The sequence below is a fragment of the Paenibacillus sp. 2003 genome (assembly GCF_031455635.1).
Taxonomy (GTDB): domain Bacteria; phylum Bacillota; class Bacilli; order Paenibacillales; family Paenibacillaceae; genus Paenibacillus; species Paenibacillus amylolyticus_B.
Map to the genome: position 1 here is coordinate 74109 of NZ_JAVDTB010000012.1, position 21317 is coordinate 95425.

Here is a 21317-nt window from a genome sequence, read left to right on the forward strand (position 1 = left end):
TTTGTTGTTACCTTAGACTGCTGTAGTGGAGAAGCTTGCTAATGGGCATGGGCGAATGAACATCGCTCTACCATTCACACTATACAAAAAGAGCCATGCGACAGCATGGCTCTTACATATATCGTGAGAGGGCAAGCCTCATGTTTTAAACAACAGGTTCATTCTGTTTCTTGAAATATTGTTCAATTAGAAACGCGAGCATCGGTCCGGGCTCAGCCTTCTGTAATTGAGCCTGATCGCCAAATTCCATGAGATACGGCTGTTCCGTAGTACAAGGAGTCCAATGAGGCATCAGCTTTCCGGGGGAGTCCGAACCGTTTGGATCACCTGTAGCAATAAAATTGGATAAATAATTACACATCTGGCGAGCCAGATCATAATGCTTGCCTGTGAAAGGCCGCCAGCATTTGGCGAGTGTTTCGAAGAAGAACCACAGATCGACGGAGTGAAACGTGCCTGGCTGGTCCCAGCCCGGAATCTCGGCGTCGAAGTTATAATAGTAGAGAGGCGTTTCAGACGGGTGACCGCTGTTCGCGCGGATGGCGAGCAGAATGGCATGTTGGATCATGCGGACCGATGCTTGTTGCAAAGCATGTTCGATTTGGCTGGTATCAGCCTCGCATAGCTGCAAAAAGGCAGGAGCATCCTCGCCAAACAACTCCACAGCCATCTGCTTCAGTTCTTCCAGATTGGCTGCGGCGGGACGGGTCCAAAATTCGGAAGATGTATGCCCCAGCATTACGGGTATCGCCTCGCGCTCCTGCTGAACAAAACGAGTAAACGGATCGCCTGCGCAGAATTGTTCGTCGATGACGGTTCCCCAAAAGCTTTTGTATTCGAGTGCTTTGTCACGGAGATGTTCAGCATCCAGTTGTCTCGCCTCAGCCAGGGAAGACACGCCAAGGAAGCCGAAAAATTCAACCCCTGCTTGCTCTGCATCCCTTAGTGTGGAACGGACAGAAGGCACGTGGACCTTCGGGTATAACTCGGTAGCTATACCGCTCATGATGACGGCTCGCTGGAACAAGCCTTTATTTTGCGGAGAGGTCATCTGGCTAAGTACACTTCCTCCGCCTGCCGACTGTCCGCCGATGGTGATCTGGTCTGGATCACCGCCAAAGGCGGCAATGTTACGTTTGACCCACTGGGTACCTGCTTGCTGATCGAGATGACCAAAGTTGGCGGGTGCATGGGGGGATTCGGCACTAATCTCAGGATGGCACAGGAAGCCAAAGGCATTCAGCCGATAATTAATTGTCACAACGACAATACCTCTACGAGCGATTCGCTCGCCATCAAATTCCATTTCGGCCGTATGGCCGACTTGCAGGCCCCCGCCAAAATACCAGACAAAAACAGGTAGCTTCTCGTCCGTGCGCTTGGCTGGTGTCCAGACATTCAGATACAGACAATCCTCGTCCATGGGCAGGTCGGGATCAACGGCCCATTCGCGAGTATAGATATTGTTATCATCAATGACTGTTGGGGCTTGCATGGAGATGGGGGCAAAATCAAAAGCTTGCAGTACACCTTCCCAGTTCGACTGTGGCTGCGGAGCTCGCCAGCGGTTCTCACCTACAGGAGGTGCGGCAAAAGGAATTCCCTTGAAGCTGGTAATCCGCGGGTCCGCCGCGGGCAGTCCTTGCACTTGTCCATGTTCTACCGTAACCATTCTAAGCATACAACATTCTCCTCTCTGGATTTAGCGTGTAAGCGTTACCGTACATCTGATCAACGTGGCATTAGAAAGGGGGAATCAAGGTTGAATCCGATTTGGCATGAGAGCAGTAGAGCCAGTAATTTGTATTTTATCAGCGGTGGTCACAAGCCGGCCAACGCTCACCAATGGGGGCCAGGTGTGCGTGACGTTTACGCACTGCACTATATTATCCGTGGCCAAGGGACGCTGGAGACGGGGGGCCGCGTTTTTCGGTTAGTTACGGGTGAAAGCTTTATCATATTTCCGCAAAAGGAGATTTATTATTATCCAGACCCGCAAGATCCATGGGAGTACGTCTGGGTGGAGTTTAGCGGTGAGGATGCCGTGCGGTTGCTGGGGCTGACGCAGTTCTCAGAGGTACAACCCGTGGTGTCGATCTCACCGGAGACACTGCAGCCTTTTTTCCACCTTGCCTGGAACGCGGGTGCATCATCCTATGAATTACTGCGGGCGGATGCACGTTTGCGTCTGCTGCTCTCCTACTATATGGAGTATTATCCGAAAGAGCCGCAGGTGGACGCCAAGGATTATGTCTGGCTGGCGAGAAAGTACATCGAGCAGAACTACTGGAAGCCAACATTGACCGTCACGGAGATCGTAAAGGCAGTTAATCTGGAGCGTAGTTATTTGTTTCGTCTGTTTAAGGCAGCAACCGGCAAGTCTGTTTTGGAGTATATTACATCCTGTCGAATCGAGCGCGCCTGTGAACTGCTGAAAACGTCGGGCCTGCCGATTCAATCGGTAGCCTATTCTGTCGGATACAATGATCCGTTATATTTTTCCAAAGTATTCAAGAAAGCAACTTCACACACGCCAACGGCGTACATGACGCTCCACCGGACGAAGGTATAACGTTAACGGAACAGGGCGCAGTTCCCGGACTCTCGGAAATAACGGATCAGCTTCTCAATAGGCTCGCGTCCACAGTTCAACTTCACTCCTATACAATCGATGCACAGAAATTGCTGGGCAGAGCGCGAGATCAATTTGAGGTAGATGCCCACATCGTCTGAAGAGAGCGGGACCTGACACGAGGTGCACAGGCGATGTTGAGCCATCTATTTCACCAGTTTGGCACGCACAACTAAACAGTCATGTGCTGCGACAACGGGAGCGAAGCGTTCACGGAATACGCCAAGCTCTTTATGTTCCCAGCAGTCATACAGGGACAGGGCATAACCGGCAGCGTAAGGCAGACCCATATCCCAAAATTGCAAAGACAATTCCCGCTGGCTGTCACTCAGGTTGAAGAAACCAATAGCTAGATCTCCATCTGTGAGAACCTTCACCAGCATAAATACATCGTCTGTGTGAAACCATTGCGGCTCTGGTTTAATGCGGTAAGCTCCGCGCGCTTCTACATCCTGATTGATAGCGATCAGGTCAGGATTCAGGAGAATATCCTTTGTGATCTGGTTGGCTTTGCGCACGTCGCATCCGATCATTAATGGGGAACCCATCATGGACCAGAGTGAGAAGTGGGTTTTATATTCGATGTCGTTGCATCCGCCGATGCTGCCAATATAATCATTGTTGCTTCCACCATACATACCTACAATCAGCATATCCATGTCGTTATGGCAGAAGGAGCCGGTGTAGCTTTGTTTTCCCAATTGGGACAGGGCAAGTTCCTTCACTGAATCCCAATTGTCGCGGATATCCCCGGTAGAGCGGTACATATGAGCGCCCGATTCCCGAATCCAATCGTATACATCGTCGGCCCCCCAGTTGCAGGCGGAGAACAGGATATCGCGTCCGCAGTTTTTGAGCGCAAGGCTCATCCGTTTGTACAGCAGCTCTCCTGAGATATGGCGCGGCTTGAAGCAGTAATCATACTTCAAATAATCAACGCCCCATTCGGCAAAAAGGGCAGCATCCTGGAATTCATGCTCAAAGCTGCCTGGATACCCGGCACATGTATGCGTACCTACGCATGAATACATTCCGAACTTTAGTCCTTTGCTATGAATATAATCAGAAAGCGCTCTCATTCCACTCGGGAATTTCTCCGGGTCCGCCACTAGATTACCGCTCGCATCACGTTCCTTCAGGCTCCAGCAATCATCAATGACAATATACTCGTAACCAGCGGCCAGATAACCTTCCGATACAAACACATCAGCGACATCCCGAATTAATTGTTCGTTAATATCCCACGTAAAGGTATTCCACGAATTCCAGCCCAGGGCAGGGGCAAAGCCTAACACTTGATTGTTGCTCATGCTCTCGCATCCTTCCTCATCTCGGTTTGGTTAACAACACTAAACTGAACATAAACGATGAGCGACGTATCCTGCCATAGCTTAACGTTGCTTGGACATGGACATATGTTGCTCCGCTTGTGCTGGGGGAATCAGCTCTTCCAATCAGGCTCTCGGCAGGTATTTAGAAGTTGCCAGTAGAAGCATAAGAAAGGAAAAATGTCTGTCTGCGAAGAAGTTATATCTATCTTTTCAGGGATCTGTGCGAAACAATAGTATAGATGTTATGATCGGTGATAGTGCTCCAACAGGTTGTCAGAGCAACAGGGAAATTTGAATAGTATTCAGTTCTTTTAGGAAAAATACCCCAGTAGGGAATCCCTCATATGAATGGTAATAATCTCGCCGGAATGATTTTGCATATGGCAGAATAGTTCGAATTGGATAATGTACGATTTTGCATCGGTTTTTCGTTAAACATAAGTGTCTGTTTGATATGATCAGATATATAATTTATAAGATTGGGAGTGTTGCCAAATGAATCTAAATGAAGTGATGCAGGAGCTAGAAGCGCTGGGCAAAGAACGAACGAAAAAAATCTATATCTCCAATGGTGCGCATGAACCGTTATTTGGCGTGGCAACCGGTGCGATGAAACCAATGGCGAAGCGGATCAAAAAGGATCAACCTTTGGCGGAGCAACTATATGCAACGGGGAATTATGATGCGATGTACTTTGCGGGCGTGATTGCCGATCCTCAAGCAATGACGGAAGCTGATTTTGACCGTTGGATTGACGCTGCTTATTTTTACATGATCTCTGACTTCATCGTAGCCGTCACATTGGCAGAGACGGCTATTGCTCAAGAAGTTTCGGATAAGTGGATCGCGAGCGGAGATGAGCTGAAAATGTCAGCAGGATGGAGCTGTTACTGTTGGTTGCTCGGCAGTCGAAAGGATGCTGAGTTTTCTGAGAATAAACTAACGGAGATGCTGGAACAGGTGAAAAAGACGATTCATGAATCTCCGGAACGAACGAAATATTCGATGAACAACTTCCTGTATACCGTTGCAACATCCTATCAACCGTTACACGATCAGGCGGTAGAGACGGCCAAGGCCGTGGGACCTGTCGAAGTGAACAAGGATATGCCAAAGAGCAAGCTTCTGAATGCCTCCGAGAATATCCAAAAGGCAGTGGAAAAAGGGCGGACGGGCTTCAAGCGCAAATATGTAAGATGTTAATCGCAATCACTGTAATAGACTAGAACATCAGGAGATTTAACACATGCAGGAGGTGCTCGTATGAATGTAGAGAGTGTCTCCCTTTTTGTGTTGTTATGAATATCACGTACTTGGGTAACTGAAATCTAGTAACCGTCAAGCTACAAGTTAGTCAACAAATTTTCTGTCGATCCTTTATACTAATAAAGCCAGAAACATATCTAAGGAGTTGCCGAATCCAATATGAATAAAAAAGAAGTCGCGCATATACGCAAGCAGTTTAAACTCGATCACGATCTACTGAATATTTACGATATCCTCAACGTGTATATTACGAAGGAAACCAACGAGGTCTATCACTGGGAGCGTCATCCGTTCGAACTGGTGGACAGAGAGAAGCAGGAGCTGTACATGGGCAATTTCAAAAAATTGCTGACAGGTGATTTGGATCAGAAGTTGTTTGAGTTGAAGTTCCAGGAAGCGGCGGAGGACCCGGCACAGGTACTGCTTCACCAGGCTCTGGTAACAGGTGATCCGGATGAATGGCAGGATCTGATGCTGCTGCTCGTGGATCGAATGTTGGTGGATACGAAGTTTGAGCGGGACATGGTAGCTACGTTTGTGCGTGGACAGTATTATCTGCCGACCAAGGCTAGAAACGAAGCCACGGAAGAGAGTGAGAAGAATGAGGTGTTCGCCCATCCGTTCATTCTGTGCAGCGTAAATTCCACGGAGAAGCAGCGGAAAACACTCTTGTTTGATTACGTGGAGAGAGAATTCAAATACAACATTATTGTCGATCCGATTATCAAATTAAGCACGCCAGAGCAAGGATTCCTGTACCCTAGCGTAACGGACAACTACTCCGATGTGAATCGTGTTCTATATTGTACAGGGAAATCCAATTTCCCGGATCCGCATTTTGTTGAAAATGTATTAAATGGAGAAAGATCCGTAACCGCACTGGAAGAACGGGCGATCTTCGAAGATATCGTGAAGGAAGTGGCCGGTGAACAGCTCGATTCAGCCACCATTGCACATGTATATGAGGAGATTAACCGAGTCATCGAGATTAACGAAGAGTCCCATGAGGAAGAACCTCCGAAGCTGGATTATAAAGATCTGGAACGTGTACTGACTGCAAGCGGTATAGAGGATCTGACAACGGAGAAAGTAGAACGTGCCTTCGAAACGATCGTTGACAACAAGAACTATGAGATGAAGGCGACCAGTGTTATGCCGAAGTTTACGTCCAAGTCCATTAAGATCGAGACCAAGGTTGCTACAATTTCGGTTAGCCCGCAAGACCTGAGATATGTGAAACAGGTGAATTATCAAGGCAGACGTTGCATCATGATTGAAGTGGACGAAGATGTTGTGATTGAAGGGTTTACGCTCACTACGGAGACGCTTTAGACGATTTGTGATAAATAAATAAGTATCAGTATAAGGGTCGCGTGGAACGGCCATCTATTTTTAAAAAAAGCCCAAGCCTAAGGTGGATTGCCCCCTTAGAATAGACATTGGAAAACCCCCTGGGTTTAACCGATGAAATTCTAGGGGGTGCAATCCATCACGACTTTCGGGCTTTTTTTTACCTTTTTTTATGAGTAGGGTTATGACTCATTGCACGTAAATTCATACCCACCCCGTGAATTCCAATATCGACGCTTTTGCAGACTGGGCTTCTGTTTGAGCCCCTTTGCGCCAGGCTTTAGGTGATTCTCCCATCAGTTTGGCGAAGCAGCGGTTAAAGCTGGAGATGGATCGGAAGCCAACTTGCTCGGAGATTGATAGAATGGACGCCTCGGTGCTTTTTAATCGTTTGCATGCCTCTTCAATCCGGGTACTGTTCAGAAAATCAAGCGGCGTGGTTCCCATAATTTCATGGAACTTGCGGCGAAAATGCGTTGTACTCAGATGACACAGTTCAGCGAGGTAATCGATGGTCACAGGCATCATATAGTTTTTGGTGATAAACTCCAGCACCGGTGAGATGACCAAGTCACCTTGGAGGTCTCGTTCCCGTTCCTGATCCTGAGATGACAAGCGCTCGCTGCTCGCATGAATTCGAAGCAGTTCGATATATAGAGACATCAACAAGCCGTACGCGCTCTCCCGATAATAGGGAGACTGCTGCTTTATCTCTTCTACCGCTGATGTTGCGAGTGTGTGAATTTTGGGATGCTGTTCCTTATTCAGAATGCAATTGGTTCCCTGAATCGCCCATAAATTCGGTTCAATGTGAGTTTGTGCTGTTTTGAGCGAATGGCGGAAGAGTTCTTCCGGTGAAAAAAAGATATAAGCCCACAGGCTGGCGTTATTAGGTGAACTGTACGTGGTATGCGGAAGATAGCGGGGAATGAACGTGACATCGCCTGCCCGAAAAGGCACAGATTCTCCTTTAATCTCCATGATTCCTCCATCGGAATAACAGATGCCAATCTCCATGTGGTTATGGAAATGAAGATGCTCACTCTTGATATCGGATATTCTCCAGCGGTCTCCACTGAGTAACAGGACAGGGAAATCAATGGGCAGACTGTAGTGACGATATTCAATGACAGGTTTCTTCGGTTTGGGCATTTTCGAGGACTCCTATGTATAAATGATTGAAATTGCGCAGTTTTGTTATGAATATGCTTAGAATGAGACTATTTTACTGCGTACAATGGAATAAGTAAAGCGTTTACAAAAATGGACGGACACCTCTCAGGACGCACTTGGGGGCGTGTGCGCAGGGAGAGGGGAATAACAATGCTTCAAGTGAAATATGACCGGGAACAGATTCTACACGTAATCGAGAACGTTACCAAGAAAACACTGGATATGGATCTGACATGGGATTGGCCAGGCGGGGTGGCTTATTATGGTGTATCCAGAGCCTATCAAACGACAGGCAACCAAGAGATTCTGGACAGGCTGGTGAAATGGGCAGACGAATATATCGAGCTGGGTCTGCCAAGTTGGACGGTAAATACATGTGCCATGGGTCATGTGCTCATCACTTTATATGAAGAAACCGGAGATCAGAAATATTGGGATATTGTTCTCAGCAAAGTCGATTATCTCCAGAATCATGCGCTTCGCTTTGGAGACAACGTGCTTCAGCATACGGTATCCGTCTCCAATGATTTTCCGGAACAGGCTTGGGCGGATACCTTGTTTATGGCGGCATTTTTCCTGCTCCGTGTAGGTAGCAAATTAAAAGATGAAGCCATGATTCAGGATGCGCTGAATCAGTATTACTGGCATATCAAATACCTGCAAGATCCGAGCAGCAGTCTGTGGTATCACGGTTATAACCATATCAACAAGGACCACATGTCCGGATTTTACTGGGGGAGAGCGAACGCTTGGGGCGCCTATACAATGTCTCAAGTGAAACCGCAACTGAAAGACTGGTATCTGTATCCGCAGTGTATGGATGTAGAATGTGCACTTCGCGATCAGTTGGCGGCTCTCAAGCTGGTGCAGACCGAGAATGGCTTGTGGCGTACGGTTTTGGATGACGAAGATTCGTATGAAGAAGTATCGGCTTCCGCGGGTATTGCAGCAGCCATGATCAATAACGGCAATCCACTGCATACCAAATACGTGCAAAAGGCACTGGAAGGTATCCTGAACAACATAAGCGAAGATGGACGCGTGCTTGGTGTATCTGGCGGTACGGCGGTGATGAAGGATCGGGATGGCTATCGCAATATTCCAAAAGACTGGATTCAGGGCTGGGGTCAGGGCCTGGCACTCGCTTTTCTGTCCGATATGTTGAGATAGGGAGGGAACCACATTGTTCAAACCAACCAAAGGCTCCTTTACACTACCGGGAGAATCCGGTTATGAGGCACTGACGCTGGAACTTGCCGATCGCTGGGGTGCCGATGTGATCCGTGACAGTGACGGTACAAAGTTGTCCGATGAGATTATCAATGCCGGATACGGCATCTATTCAACCATTTGCATTATTCGGGATCATAATGAGTGGGCATCCCGTAATCTGGATAAACTGCAGCAATGTTTTCTCATTACGAATCCTAAGGTCGCTGTGCAAGATTATGTATCCATCTATCTGATGGAGGACTTCTTCGCTGAACAATTCAGGGTGAATGATTCCAAAGAAGCGTTTAAATATTGGCAAGTTTATGATCGAACGACTGGGGAAGAGGTACCTAGAGGACAATGGAATTATGAAAGGGAATCTGGCAATGTTGTCATTACCGGTGTTGCTCCTTGGCATAAATACACGGTGAGTTTCATGGTCTATCGGATCTGGGAAGAAATCTCCATGTACAATCATACGACGAATAATTGGGATAAAGAGCATCTGATGCAGATTGACCCGATCTATACGGAGACACAAACCTATCTGCTGGATTGGATGGAAAAGTGGTGCCAGGAACACCCGGAAACAACCGTTGTACGTTTTACGTCCCTATTTTATAACTTCGCCTGGATCTGGGGCAGTGATGAGCGGAACCGCCATCTGTTCTCGGATTGGGGTTCATACGATTTCACGGTAAGTTCGAGAGCACTGGATCTGTTTGCTCAGAAATTTGGGTATTCACTCTCAGCCGAGGACTTTGTAAATGGCGGTAAATATCAGGTCACTCATATGCCTGCGGATCAGCGCAAACTGGACTGGATGGCATTTATCAATGATTTTGTCATTGAATTCGGCAAGAAATTAATTGATATTGTGCACAAACATAACAAGCTGGCGTATGTCTTCTATGATGACAGCTGGGTGGGAATGGAGCCGTACAATGAACGCTTTGAGGAGTTTGGATTCGACGGCATGATCAAATGTGTGTTCTCCGGTTATGAGGCTAGAATGTGCTCAGGCGTTAAGGCTGATACCCATGAGATTCGCTTGCATCCCTACTTGTTTCCAGTTGGCTTAGGCGGGCTTCCTACCTTTAAGGAGGGAGGAGACCCTACCCTGGATGCGAAGAAATACTGGATTAATATCCGGCGTGCGCTGCTGCGTGAGTCGATTGACCGGATTGGATTGGGTGGATATTTGCATCTGGTTGAGCCTTACCCGGACTTTGTGGATTATATCGAGAAGATTGCCCATGAATTCAGGGAAATGAAAGAGCTGCATCAGGCTGGAAAGCCTTATCAGATCAAAACAAAGGTAGCCGTGCTGCATAGCTGGGGCAAGTTAAGATCGTGGACCTTGTCTGGTCATTTTCATGAAACACATATGCATGATCTGATTCATGTGAATGAGGCATTAGCCGGGTTGCCTGTTGACGTGCAGTTTATTGATTTTGATGATATTCAACAGGGGGCATTGAAGGATGTAGATGTCGTCATCAATGCCGGCTCTGCAGGTTCAGCATGGAGCGGTGGAGAGCATTGGAGTGACCACAAGTCTGTGGACATATTGACCCAATGGGTGTATGAGGGTGGTACCTTTATTGGCATTAACCAGCCTTCCGCAATGGACGGGTACGACAGCTATTTTAGAATGGCGCATGTGCTTGGAGTGGATGAGGATACAGGCGCCAGAGTTGTCCATGGAAAATGGTCGTATGAGGTTAATGATGAGTATGGTTTGGTGCCTGAGGGAGCCAGCATACTTCCGAAAAAGAACATTTATCTTACTGATGGATTAGCAGCTGTAGTGAGTGAAACGGATGGTCGAATCACACTGTCCACACATGCTTTTGGAAAAGGAAAAGGGATCTATTTACCTTCCTTCGAATTCAGCTGGGAAAATACAAGACTACTTCTGAATTTGATTCGATTTGCGGGCAATGAATTCCATGAAACAAAGTACATCACGGATAACTTGTACACCGAGTGCGCCTACTACCCTGAGAGCAACATATTGGTTGTGATCAATAATAGCGATCAGGTTCAGTCCACGACGATCAGTACAGAGCATGGAAAACAGACCATGGAATTGGACCCGTATGATACGGTGATCACCAAAATAGGTTTAACAAAATCGGTATCCCCATAGAATGATGACTCGATAGACCGTATCCCTTAACTAGGGAGCGGTCTATTTTAGTTATTAGGGCGTGTCTGAAAACTCCGAAGGAAGAAGATTTTATAGTACGGATATTACTGTATAGTGTTAACACTATTTAGTAGAATATTTAAATAAGGATAGGGATCATGAGCCCTAATATATTATTGTTTTCATCTTTTGAAAGGAGAGAATGCCCTAATGTACAGTTATAAAATGTTGGACAAGATAAGCATGGAAACACTTCACGAGGCGTTTGTGGATGCGTTCTCCGACTACCAGGTTAAAATGGATTTGCCTTTTTGGAAGTTTCAACAAATGCTCCAACGAAGGGGTTATCACTCCGAAATATCTATGGGAGCCTTTAAGGATGAGAGAATGGTCGGATTTGTTATTAATGGACTTCGAAGCTGGAATGGAAAGACAACTGCATATGACCTTGGGACAGGCGTTGTAAAAGATTGCAGACGGCAAGGCATTACAAGCGATCTGCTCTTAAATATTCAAAAGCTGTTAAAAGAAAAAAATGTAGAGCAATATTTGCTGGAAGTCATCCAATCCAACGAATCTGCAGTTCAGCTGTACAGTAAACAAAACTTCAAAATTCAAAGGGAATTTTCATGTTTCCAGTTGCAAAAAGATCAATTCATACCGCAAACGACCTGCACGGTGGAATGTGTGGAGAGAATCGATTTGGAGCAGTTTAAGGAATTTTGGGATGTGGAGCCCTCCTGGCAAAATTCAATTGATTCCATCTACGCTGTACCGGAAGCTTTTATCTATGTCGTTGCACGTCAGGATCACAAAATTGTTGGCTATGGCATTATAGATCAAAAAAAAGGTGATGTTCCACAGCTTGCAGTGAACCAAAATTATCGGGGTAAAGGTATTGCAAGCAGCATCCTGACAGAGATGGTCCAACGCACAGAATCGCCTAGAATCAGTGTCCTCAATGTGGAGTCTCATCTGAAACCGATGCAAGATTTCCTCCTGGTCAAATCAGGTTTTGCATATCATGTGGGCCAGTACGAAATGCTCTTGAAATTATAACGTGATCGTCGTTTCGACTTAAGATCAGATCCGGTTCATACGAAAATATGTTGGTGTTAGTGTCTGTCTTGTTGGGCCAGTTGAACGGGAGGTTGATTAAAGGCTTCCCGGAAATCCTGGATTACAGTATCCAACCCATCCTGTACTCGTTATAATAATGTTGATATATGACATGGTTAGAGGAGACAAAGACATAACATGAGCCGAAAGACATACTGTAAGCGTATTCAGTTTCTGGATGATTGGAGTCTCAAAACCAAGTTGTACATATTGTTCATTTTTTGTGTGCTGGTCCCGGTCCTGGTCACAAATACCGTGTTTTACCAAAGCATCAAAGGTAACATTGAAGAGAAGGAGCATAGCCGATTCAATGAAATGCAGCAAAGGATCAAGTTCAACCTGCGGAACAGTATAGACAATAGCTTGTATGTGTCCAATTTTCTCTATACCGATGGAACGCTGAACCGGTTCATGGAGTTCAAGTATCGCGATCAGGAAGACTATTACTCTGCCTACTATGATATGCTTAGCAACAACAATCTGGTCAGGTACTATTACAGCTACCAGCAGGTGAATCAAATTACGTTTTATGTTGGCAATGATACCTTCGTCAATGGAGGAAACTTTATTAAGCTGGATGATGAGGTGAAGAAAAGTGATTGGTATCAGGCGCTGATGAACACGAGTGACCATATCATGATCTATTCGTATTTTGACAAACAGCAGGCGGAGATGTCGCAAAGTCAGGGAGGACGCAAAGTAAGCATTATTCGTAAGCTGGATTACTTTGGGGAGCAGCAGGTTGAAAAGGTGTTAAAGGTTGATCTGGACTACGCTTTCATTAACAAATCGCTTAAAAATGAGGGAGCAAATGGGAAGGTGTATGTCGTTTCGGATGGCAGGGTCATTTTCTCGAACGATTCAAAAATGAATCAGATGCGCAAGCCATTTAATCTGATTGCAAACAGTCCAATTGACCCTGTTCAATCCATGCAATCGATTCCCGTCGTATCCGAGGATTGGCAGATTGTCGTCAGCACGGAGAAATTGGACGTTCTGTCGGAGATTGTTAATTCCAAGCTTAATTTGACTTTACTAATCATTCTTAATCTGTTGGTGCCGACACTGCTAATCTGGTTGATATCCAGATCACTGGTCATCAGAGTTGATCGGATAGCAAAGCACCTGGATCAAGTGAAGCATGAGAAATTTGAGGTGATATCGGGACCTGTGGGCAAAGACGAGATCGGCAGCCTGACCCATAGTTATAATATGATGGTCATTAAGATCAAGAACCTGATTGAGATTGTGTTTAAGGGTCAGGTGGAGCGGCAAGCCCTTGAGCTCTCCAAGAAGCAGGCGGAGCTGAAAGCCCTTCAGAGTCAGGTGAATCCCCATTTCATGTTCAACACGCTTGAAACGATCCGTATGAGGAGTTTGATCAAGGACGAACTTGAAACCTCCGATGTCATTCATAGACTGGCACTGCTGTTACGTCAGACGATCAATTGGGGCGATGATCTGATTACAATCGCAGAGGAAATCAATTTTGTGGAGAGTTATCTGAGTATCCAGCAGTATCGCTTTGGTGAAAAGCTGCAATTTGCAATCCGGATCACAGACGAATCCATTGCTGCCATGATGATACCTAAACTAACCGTTCTCACCTTTGTGGAGAATGCTTGTATCCACGGCATTGAGGGGACGTCGAATGATGGGGTCGTGGAGGTATTATTCGAAATTCGAAGTAATGAACTGTACATTTCCATTCGAGATACCGGAGTTGGTATGGATCAGGACAAGCTGGCCTCGCTCCGCAAAATGGTGCAAGATCCGAGTATGGATCGGATGAGCGAGCTTAGCAGCATTGGTATGATGAATGCATATATTCGGCTTCGGATGTATTTTGATGATTTCGTTCAGGTGCACATATTCAGTGAAAAGGGGAAGGGAACAACGATTGGCATTCAAATTCCTCTTATGCAGGCATCCCAAGAATAAGGAGCGAGGATATGATCAACGTGCTGATTGTGGACGATGAGCCATTTATTCGCCAAGGTCTCCTATTGTTAATTGATTGGGAGTCTTACGGATTTCAGATTTGCGGTCAGGCTTCTAATGGCATGCAGGCATTGGAGTGTATACGCGCTATACAGCCCGATCTGGTGATTTCCGACATTAAGATGCCGGAAATGGACGGATTACAGCTTGCCAAAACCTTGTACGAGCAATATAGCGGTGACATCAAGCTGATTCTTCTAAGTGGATTCTATGAGTTCGGATATGCCAAGCAGGCGATTAAATACCAGGTGGATGACTACATTCTCAAGCCTATTGTGAAGACCGAACTGGTTCAGGTGCTTGAGGAGTTCAGGGATGCATTCAATGCGCGAATGGAAGAGAAGCGATATCAGCAAAAAAAAGATCGGATTATTATGGCCCAGCATATGCAGTCGATCTTGCTTGGGGTGGCCGAGGAGGAAGCTGTTACGAGTCTGCAGCCCCACTATCAAGATGCCGGCATACTGCGTTGCATCCTGATTGAGGCGGAAGCCGGTCCAGATCAGGGAACGGATTGGTGCGCTCGTGTTGAGGCATGGGTGGGCAAGCCCTTGCCGGGACAAATTTTGAAGCCGTTCACAGGTGATAAAAATGCGGTTCTGCTCATGGTTACGGACCTGATGGTGAACCGTGAGGCAGTGACCTTGGAGCAATATTTGACCCGATTACATGCCGATCTGAGCCATGGTCAAGAGGCGGCTATTGCTTGTTATGTCGGGAAGGAAGTACATGAGTTGGAGGCGCTGCACGAGTCTTATCAATCCTGCGGCATAATGAAAAGCTTACGTTTCTTCACCACTTGCAGGCCCATTTATTACTTCGAACTTATGGATACGACCTTATTTGTTAATCGGCCGGGACAGTTCGAAAAACAATTGTTTGATGGGCTAGTCAAGTGTATTGAGGAACAGCAGACGGATGAGTTATACAGTCATGCAAAGGCCATTTTTCAATTTTTTCTGGATGAGCGAATCGAGCCGGGCATTGTTCGCATTCACTTGCATTATCTGGCATACACTTTGCTGGATCTCGTGAATAACGATACGGTTACTCCAGATTCCGGGCTGATGGAATCGACTTTTCTGAAGGTGAACTACGCGATGTTATCCATGGAGGAAAACATTGAACATTTATGCGAATTCTCGCTCATGTGCGCAGAGAAACTGAAGGAGCAGCAAAAGTCAAATGCGATGGGCGTATTAGCCAAAATTGAGGCCTTCATTCACGAGCATTACAGAGAAAATATCAGCCTGAAGTTGCTCGGGGAGCAGTTTTACATGAATAGTGCATATCTGGGTCAGATTTTCAAAAAGCATTACTCGATCAGCTTCAGTGATTATTTGAATCAATTGCGTATTGAGGAAGCCGCCCGGCTGTTGCGCAGAACAGATCAAAGAGTATACGAAATCGCAACCATGGTGGGATATCGGGATTCCGATTACTTTATTAGCCGGTTCGAGAAACTCATGGGGGAGACTCCTGCACAATATCGTAAAAGTGCCCATGCTGCGTACTCTCTTGATTAACATCCTGCACTCCTTGACGGAGCGGCGGGATATTTTTTTTCGCAGATGCTGGAATTAGTGGGATTCCATCTATAGTTTATCCCGTTGAGAGGGGCATGGAAGCATGATAATTTTAAGTCAGCCTTTGGAAAGCGCTTTCCAAAAAGCTTCTGTCAATATAATCGATGGAGGGGTCATGATGAAAAAGGATGTTAGAAAAAGAATCAAGTATAGTGCTCTGCTCGCTTTAATACTGGTCATCGCACTCACTGGATGTACACCGGGATCTTCCTCGAAAGGGGAAAAGACAGCAGATGGAAGGGAATTGAAACAATTTTCCGCATTTTTTGCCGTACCGGGAAAAATTGCGCCTGACGATAATCGGGTGTTAAAGGCTATTGAGGAGAAAACAGGCGTCAGAGTTACGATGGACTGGCTTACAGGCCAAACAGCCAAAGAGCGGATTGGTGTACTCATTGCAGGCGGCGAATATCCCGATTTTATCGATGGGAGTGATGGTACTCAGCAACTGGTAGCAGCAGGAGCGTTAGTACCACTTGAGGATTACATCGATAAATATCCAAACATCAAAAATTACCTGGGCGAAGACTGGAAGAAGATGAAAAATACGACGGATGGACATATCTACTTCATTCCTCAATTCGGCAATATACAAGAAAAGTCGATGAAAGTATCCCATGACGGAGAAGCATTCTGGATTCAGAAGGCCGTATTGGAGTGGGATAATTATCCGACAATCAAAACGCTTGACCAATACTTCGACTTGATTGAACGATATAAAGCAGCTCACCCGACCGTTGATGGTCAGCCAACAATTGGATTTGAAATTATCTCCTATGACTGGCGTTATTTCGCACTGGAGAACCCTCCGCTCTTCATGGCTGGTTATCCTAACGAAGGCGCAGCCATCGTTGATAAAGAAACGCTGACGGCCAAAAACTATAATACCATTCCGGAAGCGAAGGTATATTTCAAGAAAATTAATGAGGTATATCATCAAGGCCTCGTCGATAACGAAACCTTTACAGCAAACTATGACCAATATATCTCCAAAATTTCAACCGGACGTGTGCTGGGCATGGTGGATCAAGGATGGCAGTTCCTTGACGCCGAGGCATCACTCGTGAAGCAAAAATTGTATGACAAAACCTATGTACCGTTGTCCATTACACTTTCCGAGGATGTTAAAGGGCGTTATCAGAACAATCCAATCCTTAACGTGAATGGTGGCCTGGCCATTACAAAGAGCTGCGAGGATATCGAGGGAGCACTTCAATATATTAATGATTTGCTGGACCCTGAGATGGAGGTATTGAGAACCTGGGGGCAGGAAGGCGTGGATTACCAAGTCGATGACAAAGGCGTGTTCTCCAGGAATGAAGAGCAACGTGCGAATTCCAAAGATCCGGACTGGGTGCTGGCAAACACGGGAAGCCCGTTGGTCTATTTCCCGCATCATGAAGGCATGACCGCTGACGGGAAGAATGCCCTTGACCCTAAGGAGCAGCCGGAAGAGTACCTTGCCACATTGAATGACATCGACAAAAAAGTGCTGAAGGCTTATGGATATACGAAGTTTACCGACTTCCTTGAGCCTGCGGAGGAAAATGAACCGTGGTTCCCGATCTATACCTATAATTTCGAACCAAATAAACCGGAGACCATCGCCAGACAGAAAATGGACGATGTAAAACGCAAATGGCTGCCAAAAGTGATTATGACTTCACCAGCCGAATTTGATAAGGCTTGGGAAGAATATCAAGCCACGCTCAAGGAAAGCGCAGATATTAAAGCGTATGAAGATGCGCTGACGGAAGAAGTTCGCAGACGTATGGAACTGTGGGGATAAAGGCCTCTCACACAGAAAGGCTATGGGGAACCCCGTAGCCTTTCTTACACGCTAGATTGGGAGATTGGATAGGAATGGAATCGATTCACCCAGACTGGGTGATATAGATAAACTCGTAAGCAAGGAGAGAAAAACATGGTCAAAAAGGAGCTGCAGCCTTCGTTAAAAACCAGCCATATCCCAGCGGGAACAAGCTGGATCGGGTACAACCTGTCCAGAATGAAAAGTCAGCGACAATTAATGTGGATGTCATTTCCGTTTATTGCGTTTATCGCTATTTTTGCGTATGGACCATTATGGGGCTGGTTGATGGCGTTTCAGAATTATAGACCCGGCATTGGTTTTATGGAGCAGGATTGGGTGGGGGTGGATCATTTTCGAACGTTATTCACGGACCCTACATTTTTACGTGTCATTCGCAATACGCTGGCGATGAGCCTGATCAGTCTGTTTCTGGGATTTGTCGGCTCGATTGGTCTGGCGCTCTTATTGAATGAACTGCGAATGGTATTGTTCAAACGCGTGGTACAGACGGTTTCCTATCTTCCACATTTCCTGTCGTGGATCATCGTAACAGGTATTGTTGCGAATGTATTATCAACGGAAACAGGAATAGTGAATGTGCTGTTGACGAAATTGGGCCTGATTGATGCACCAATCAATTTTTTTGCCGAACCCAAATACTTCTGGGGGATTGTAGGTCTGTCCAGCATGTGGAAGGAAATTGGCTGGGGCACGATTATTTATCTGGCGGCCATGGCGTCGATTAATCCGAGCTTGTACGAGGCAGCTTCCATCGACGGAGCCGGCCGCTTTCGCAAAATGTTTAATGTCACGCTTCCAAGCATCAAACCAACGATCATTATCCTGCTTATCATTAACGTTGGTAACGTACTGAACGCGGGTTTTGAGATTCAATACTTGCTGGGGAACGGACTTGTGCAGGATGTATCCGAGACGATCGACATTTTTGTTTTGAAATACGGGATTAATCTCGGCAACTACTCACTTGCCACCGCAGCAGGCATTTTCAAAAGTGTGGTCAGTCTGGTGCTCATATTTATCGCCAACGGGATTGCCAAGTCTCTTGGTGAAGAGCGATTGATATGATAAGGGGGCAGAGCTGTGAAACGATTTAGCAGAAAACGAAGCTTGGGTGACTCTATTTTTCCCATCACCAATGGCATATTTATGTTGCTTGTCATGGTTGTTACGTTATATCCTTTTTTAAACACCATTGCCGTATCTTTCAATAACGGGCTGGATACGATCCGCGGGGGGATCTATCTCTGGCCGAGGGAATGGACGCTGCAAAATTACGTCTCCGTATTCCAAAACCCGAATCTGACACAAGCCGCATTTGTTTCGGTCGCCAGAACTGTGGTGGGAACGGTTGTACAGCTGTTCTGTACAGCCATGCTGGCCTATGTGCTGAGCCGCAAGGAGTATATGTTCAACAAATTGGTCACAACGCTGTTTGTCATGACGATGTATTTCAGCGGCGGCTTAATTCCGGGATACATGCTGATCAAACAAGTGGGGCTGCTGAACAGCTTCTGGGTATACATTATTCCCGGGTTGATCGGGGTGTTCAACATGATCGTCATTCGTACCTACATTCAGGGACTGTCCGAGGGATTGATAGAATCCGCGAAGATGGATGGAGCCGGAGATTTTCGGATTTTCATGCGTATCGTGCTTCCGCTGTCCAAGCCGGTGTTGGCTACAGTCGCTCTGTTCATTGCTGTAGGTCAGTGGAACTCCTGGTTTGACTCCATGTTGTACACGGCGGGAAATCGGAATTTGACCACCTTGCAGTATGAGCTGATGAAATTGTTATCCTCTGCGACCTCACAGGGGGGAACCGTCAATGTGGATTCATTCAAAAATGTAACCAACATGGTGACGCCTGTATCCATTCGGGCAGCAATCACGGTTGTAACGGCAATGCCAATCGTTTTACTGTATCCGTTCTTGCAAAAATACTTTGTGACTGGACTAACCATTGGAGGGGTAAAAGAATGAAGAATGCAAATCAAAGCGAACAATGCACGTTTAACAATCCGATTATGCCCGGATTTTATCCAGATCCATCCGTATGCCGGGTGGGTGAAGATTTTTATCTGGTGACATCAACATTTGCCTATTTTCCTGGCGTTCCGATCTTTCAGAGCCGTGATCTTGTAAATTGGAAACAGATTGGCAATGTGCTGGACCGCCCTTCACAGTTGAATCTTCAGGGAGCAGGCCATTCACAGGGGATATTCGCTCCAACGCTTCGGTATCATGAAGGCACCTTCTATATGATTACAACCAATGTATCACATGGCGGCAATTTTGTTGTAACCGCTACCGACCCGGCTGGGCCATGGTCTGATCCTTATTTTATTGAAGGCGCAGAAGGTATAGACCCTACGATTTTCTTCGATGACGGCAAAGCCTATTACCTTGGTACACGTCCTTGCTCTGAGGGAGTTCGTTATAATGGCAATTGGGAAGTTTGGTTGAGAGAGCTTGATTTGGGCAGTATGAAGCTGGTGGGAGACAGTTACGTTCTGTGGCGCGGGGCGATGGTAGATGTCATCTGGCCGGAAGGCCCGCATCTGTATAAGATCGATGAATATTACTATTTATTGATTGCAGAGGGAGGCACAGGGCCAAACCATGCGGTGACCATTGCTCGTAGTAAAAGTTTGACCGAAGGATACGTCGGGAATCCGAATAATCCAATCATTACACATCGCCATTTGGGTAAACGTTACCCTGTTGTTAATGTAGGACATGCCGACTTGGTGCAGGCTGCAAACGGTCAATGGTTCATGGTCATGCTTGCTTCGCGTCCATATGGAGGGAGCTATAGCAACCTGGGACGGGAGACGTTCCTTGCTTCTGTTGTTTGGGAGGACGGATGGCCTGTTGTCAATGAGGGCCGCGGAATCCTGGAGGAGCAGGGCACGTTGGATTTGAAGCCTGTTCCGGTAGAACCGCAACTGCGTTTTGACCATTTTGACAGTGATCGTCTGGGCTTGCAATGGATGTTTCTGCGTAATCCCCAGGAAGACCTGTATTCATTAACCGAACGAAAAGGATACTTGCGGCTGAAGCTAAAACCGCAAACATTAAAGGAAAAAGAAAATTCCAGCTTTGTTTGTCTGCGTCAAAGGCATATGGATTATGTCGCAGCTACAGCGATGGAATTTGTGCCTGGAAATGAAAACGAAACGGCTGGTCTTGTCGTCATTCAGAACGATCTGTATCACGTACGGATTGAGCGTGCTCTGGCGGAGAAACAGCAGGTGCTACGTGTGCTGACCTGTATAGATGGTCAGGATACCCACATTGCGCAAATCGCACTGGAGGGTGATGTATCGCAGGTATATATCAAACTGGCCGCAACAGGTCAGCAACTAAACTTCTATTACAGCACAGATGGAAGTCAGTATCATCTGGTGGCGGAACAGGTGGATACAAGCAGCTTGAGCACCGAAGTAGCCGGCGGCTTTGTTGGCTGTTGTATCGGAATGTTTAGCAGTAGCAACGGGACTTCATCGGATCAGGTAGCGGATTTTGACTGGTTTGAATATGGTTCATATAAATAATATTTAGATGACAGAATAACAGAAAGAAAGCTCAATCCGGTGGCGGTAGTCCAGGGATTGAGCTTTTTTTCCGTTCTTTTTGCCAAAGGGCTATGGGGAGGCGTTAC

General features: G+C 46.4%; 16 protein-coding genes. 12 read left to right on the top strand and 4 right to left on the bottom strand.

The annotated features are described in order from the left end of the window. Positions 1-145: 145 nt before the first annotated feature. Complete coding sequence (locus tag J2X75_RS28125) at positions 146-1681, bottom strand: carboxylesterase/lipase family protein (RefSeq protein ID WP_310342584.1); 1536 nt, start codon at positions 1679-1681, stop codon at positions 146-148. A gap of 81 nt (positions 1682-1762) precedes the next feature. Between J2X75_RS28125 and J2X75_RS28130 the strand changes: the two genes are divergently transcribed. After that, entirely contained in the window at positions 1763-2572 is an 810-nt protein-coding gene (locus J2X75_RS28130) for a helix-turn-helix domain-containing protein (RefSeq protein WP_310342588.1), read from the top strand. Positions 2573-2574: 2 nt separating this feature from the next. On the opposite strand, the gene J2X75_RS28135 is transcribed toward J2X75_RS28130, so the two are convergent. Both J2X75_RS28135 and J2X75_RS28140 read right to left on the bottom strand, forming a co-directional pair. Beyond that, entirely contained in the window at positions 2575-2778 is a 204-nt protein-coding gene (locus J2X75_RS28135; RefSeq protein ID WP_074093540.1) for a hypothetical protein, read from the bottom strand. After that, positions 2779-3942: a glycoside hydrolase family 27 protein gene (locus tag J2X75_RS28140; RefSeq protein ID WP_310342594.1), complete on the bottom strand. Its 1164-nt coding sequence runs from the start codon at positions 3940-3942 to the stop codon at positions 2779-2781. It lies immediately after the preceding gene. Between the two features lie 516 nt (positions 3943-4458). On the opposite strand from J2X75_RS28140, the gene J2X75_RS28145 reads away from it, so the two are divergent. Next, positions 4459-5166 (top strand): DNA alkylation repair protein, encoded by a 708-nt coding sequence (locus J2X75_RS28145; RefSeq protein WP_310342597.1) that lies wholly within the window; start codon positions 4459-4461, stop codon positions 5164-5166. Positions 5167-5388: 222 nt separating this feature from the next. Next, a complete protein-coding gene (locus tag J2X75_RS28150) occupies positions 5389-6561 on the top strand; it encodes a DUF4317 domain-containing protein (protein WP_307539860.1) in 1173 nt (390 codons plus the stop codon). Positions 6562-6783: 222 nt separating this feature from the next. Here J2X75_RS28150 and J2X75_RS28155 read toward each other — a convergent pair whose 3' ends face one another. Beyond that, positions 6784-7731, bottom strand: a complete 948-nt coding sequence (locus tag J2X75_RS28155) for an AraC family transcriptional regulator (protein WP_310342601.1) — start codon at positions 7729-7731, stop codon at positions 6784-6786. A 171-nt stretch (positions 7732-7902) separates the two neighbouring features. Between J2X75_RS28155 and J2X75_RS28160 the strand changes: the two genes are divergently transcribed. From J2X75_RS28160 to J2X75_RS28200, 9 genes are all read left to right on the top strand, one after another. After that, positions 7903-8922 carry a glycoside hydrolase family 88/105 protein gene (locus J2X75_RS28160; RefSeq protein WP_310342604.1) on the top strand — a complete coding sequence of 340 codons (1020 nt, stop codon included), beginning with the start codon at positions 7903-7905 and terminating at the stop codon, positions 8920-8922. A 13-nt stretch (positions 8923-8935) separates the two neighbouring features. Further along, positions 8936-11116, top strand: a complete 2181-nt coding sequence (gene gnpA, locus J2X75_RS28165; RefSeq protein WP_310342607.1) for a 1,3-beta-galactosyl-N-acetylhexosamine phosphorylase — start codon at positions 8936-8938, stop codon at positions 11114-11116. A gap of 210 nt (positions 11117-11326) precedes the next feature. After that, a complete protein-coding gene (locus J2X75_RS28170; RefSeq protein WP_310342610.1) occupies positions 11327-12175 on the top strand; it encodes a GNAT family N-acetyltransferase in 849 nt (282 codons plus the stop codon). Positions 12176-12373: 198 nt separating this feature from the next. Then, on the top strand, positions 12374-14176 hold the full coding sequence (locus J2X75_RS28175) for a cache domain-containing sensor histidine kinase (RefSeq protein ID WP_310342612.1): 1803 nt from the start codon (positions 12374-12376) through the stop codon (positions 14174-14176). An 11-nt stretch (positions 14177-14187) separates the two neighbouring features. After that, on the top strand, positions 14188-15762 hold the full coding sequence (locus J2X75_RS28180) for a response regulator (protein WP_310342614.1): 1575 nt from the start codon (positions 14188-14190) through the stop codon (positions 15760-15762). Between the two features lie 175 nt (positions 15763-15937). Further along, positions 15938-17611, top strand: coding sequence for an extracellular solute-binding protein (locus tag J2X75_RS28185; RefSeq protein ID WP_310342617.1), 1674 nt, complete (start codon positions 15938-15940; stop codon positions 17609-17611). A gap of 135 nt (positions 17612-17746) precedes the next feature. Then, on the top strand, positions 17747-18721 hold the full coding sequence (locus J2X75_RS28190; protein WP_127546794.1) for an ABC transporter permease: 975 nt from the start codon (positions 17747-17749) through the stop codon (positions 18719-18721). Between the two features lie 15 nt (positions 18722-18736). Continuing rightward, entirely contained in the window at positions 18737-19636 is a 900-nt protein-coding gene (locus J2X75_RS28195; RefSeq protein ID WP_310342620.1) for a carbohydrate ABC transporter permease, read from the top strand. After that, positions 19633-21210: a glycoside hydrolase family 43 protein gene (locus J2X75_RS28200; RefSeq protein ID WP_310342623.1), complete on the top strand. Its 1578-nt coding sequence runs from the start codon at positions 19633-19635 to the stop codon at positions 21208-21210. Before J2X75_RS28195 ends, J2X75_RS28200 begins: the two co-directional genes overlap by 4 nt. Positions 21211-21317: the final 107 nt, after the last annotated feature.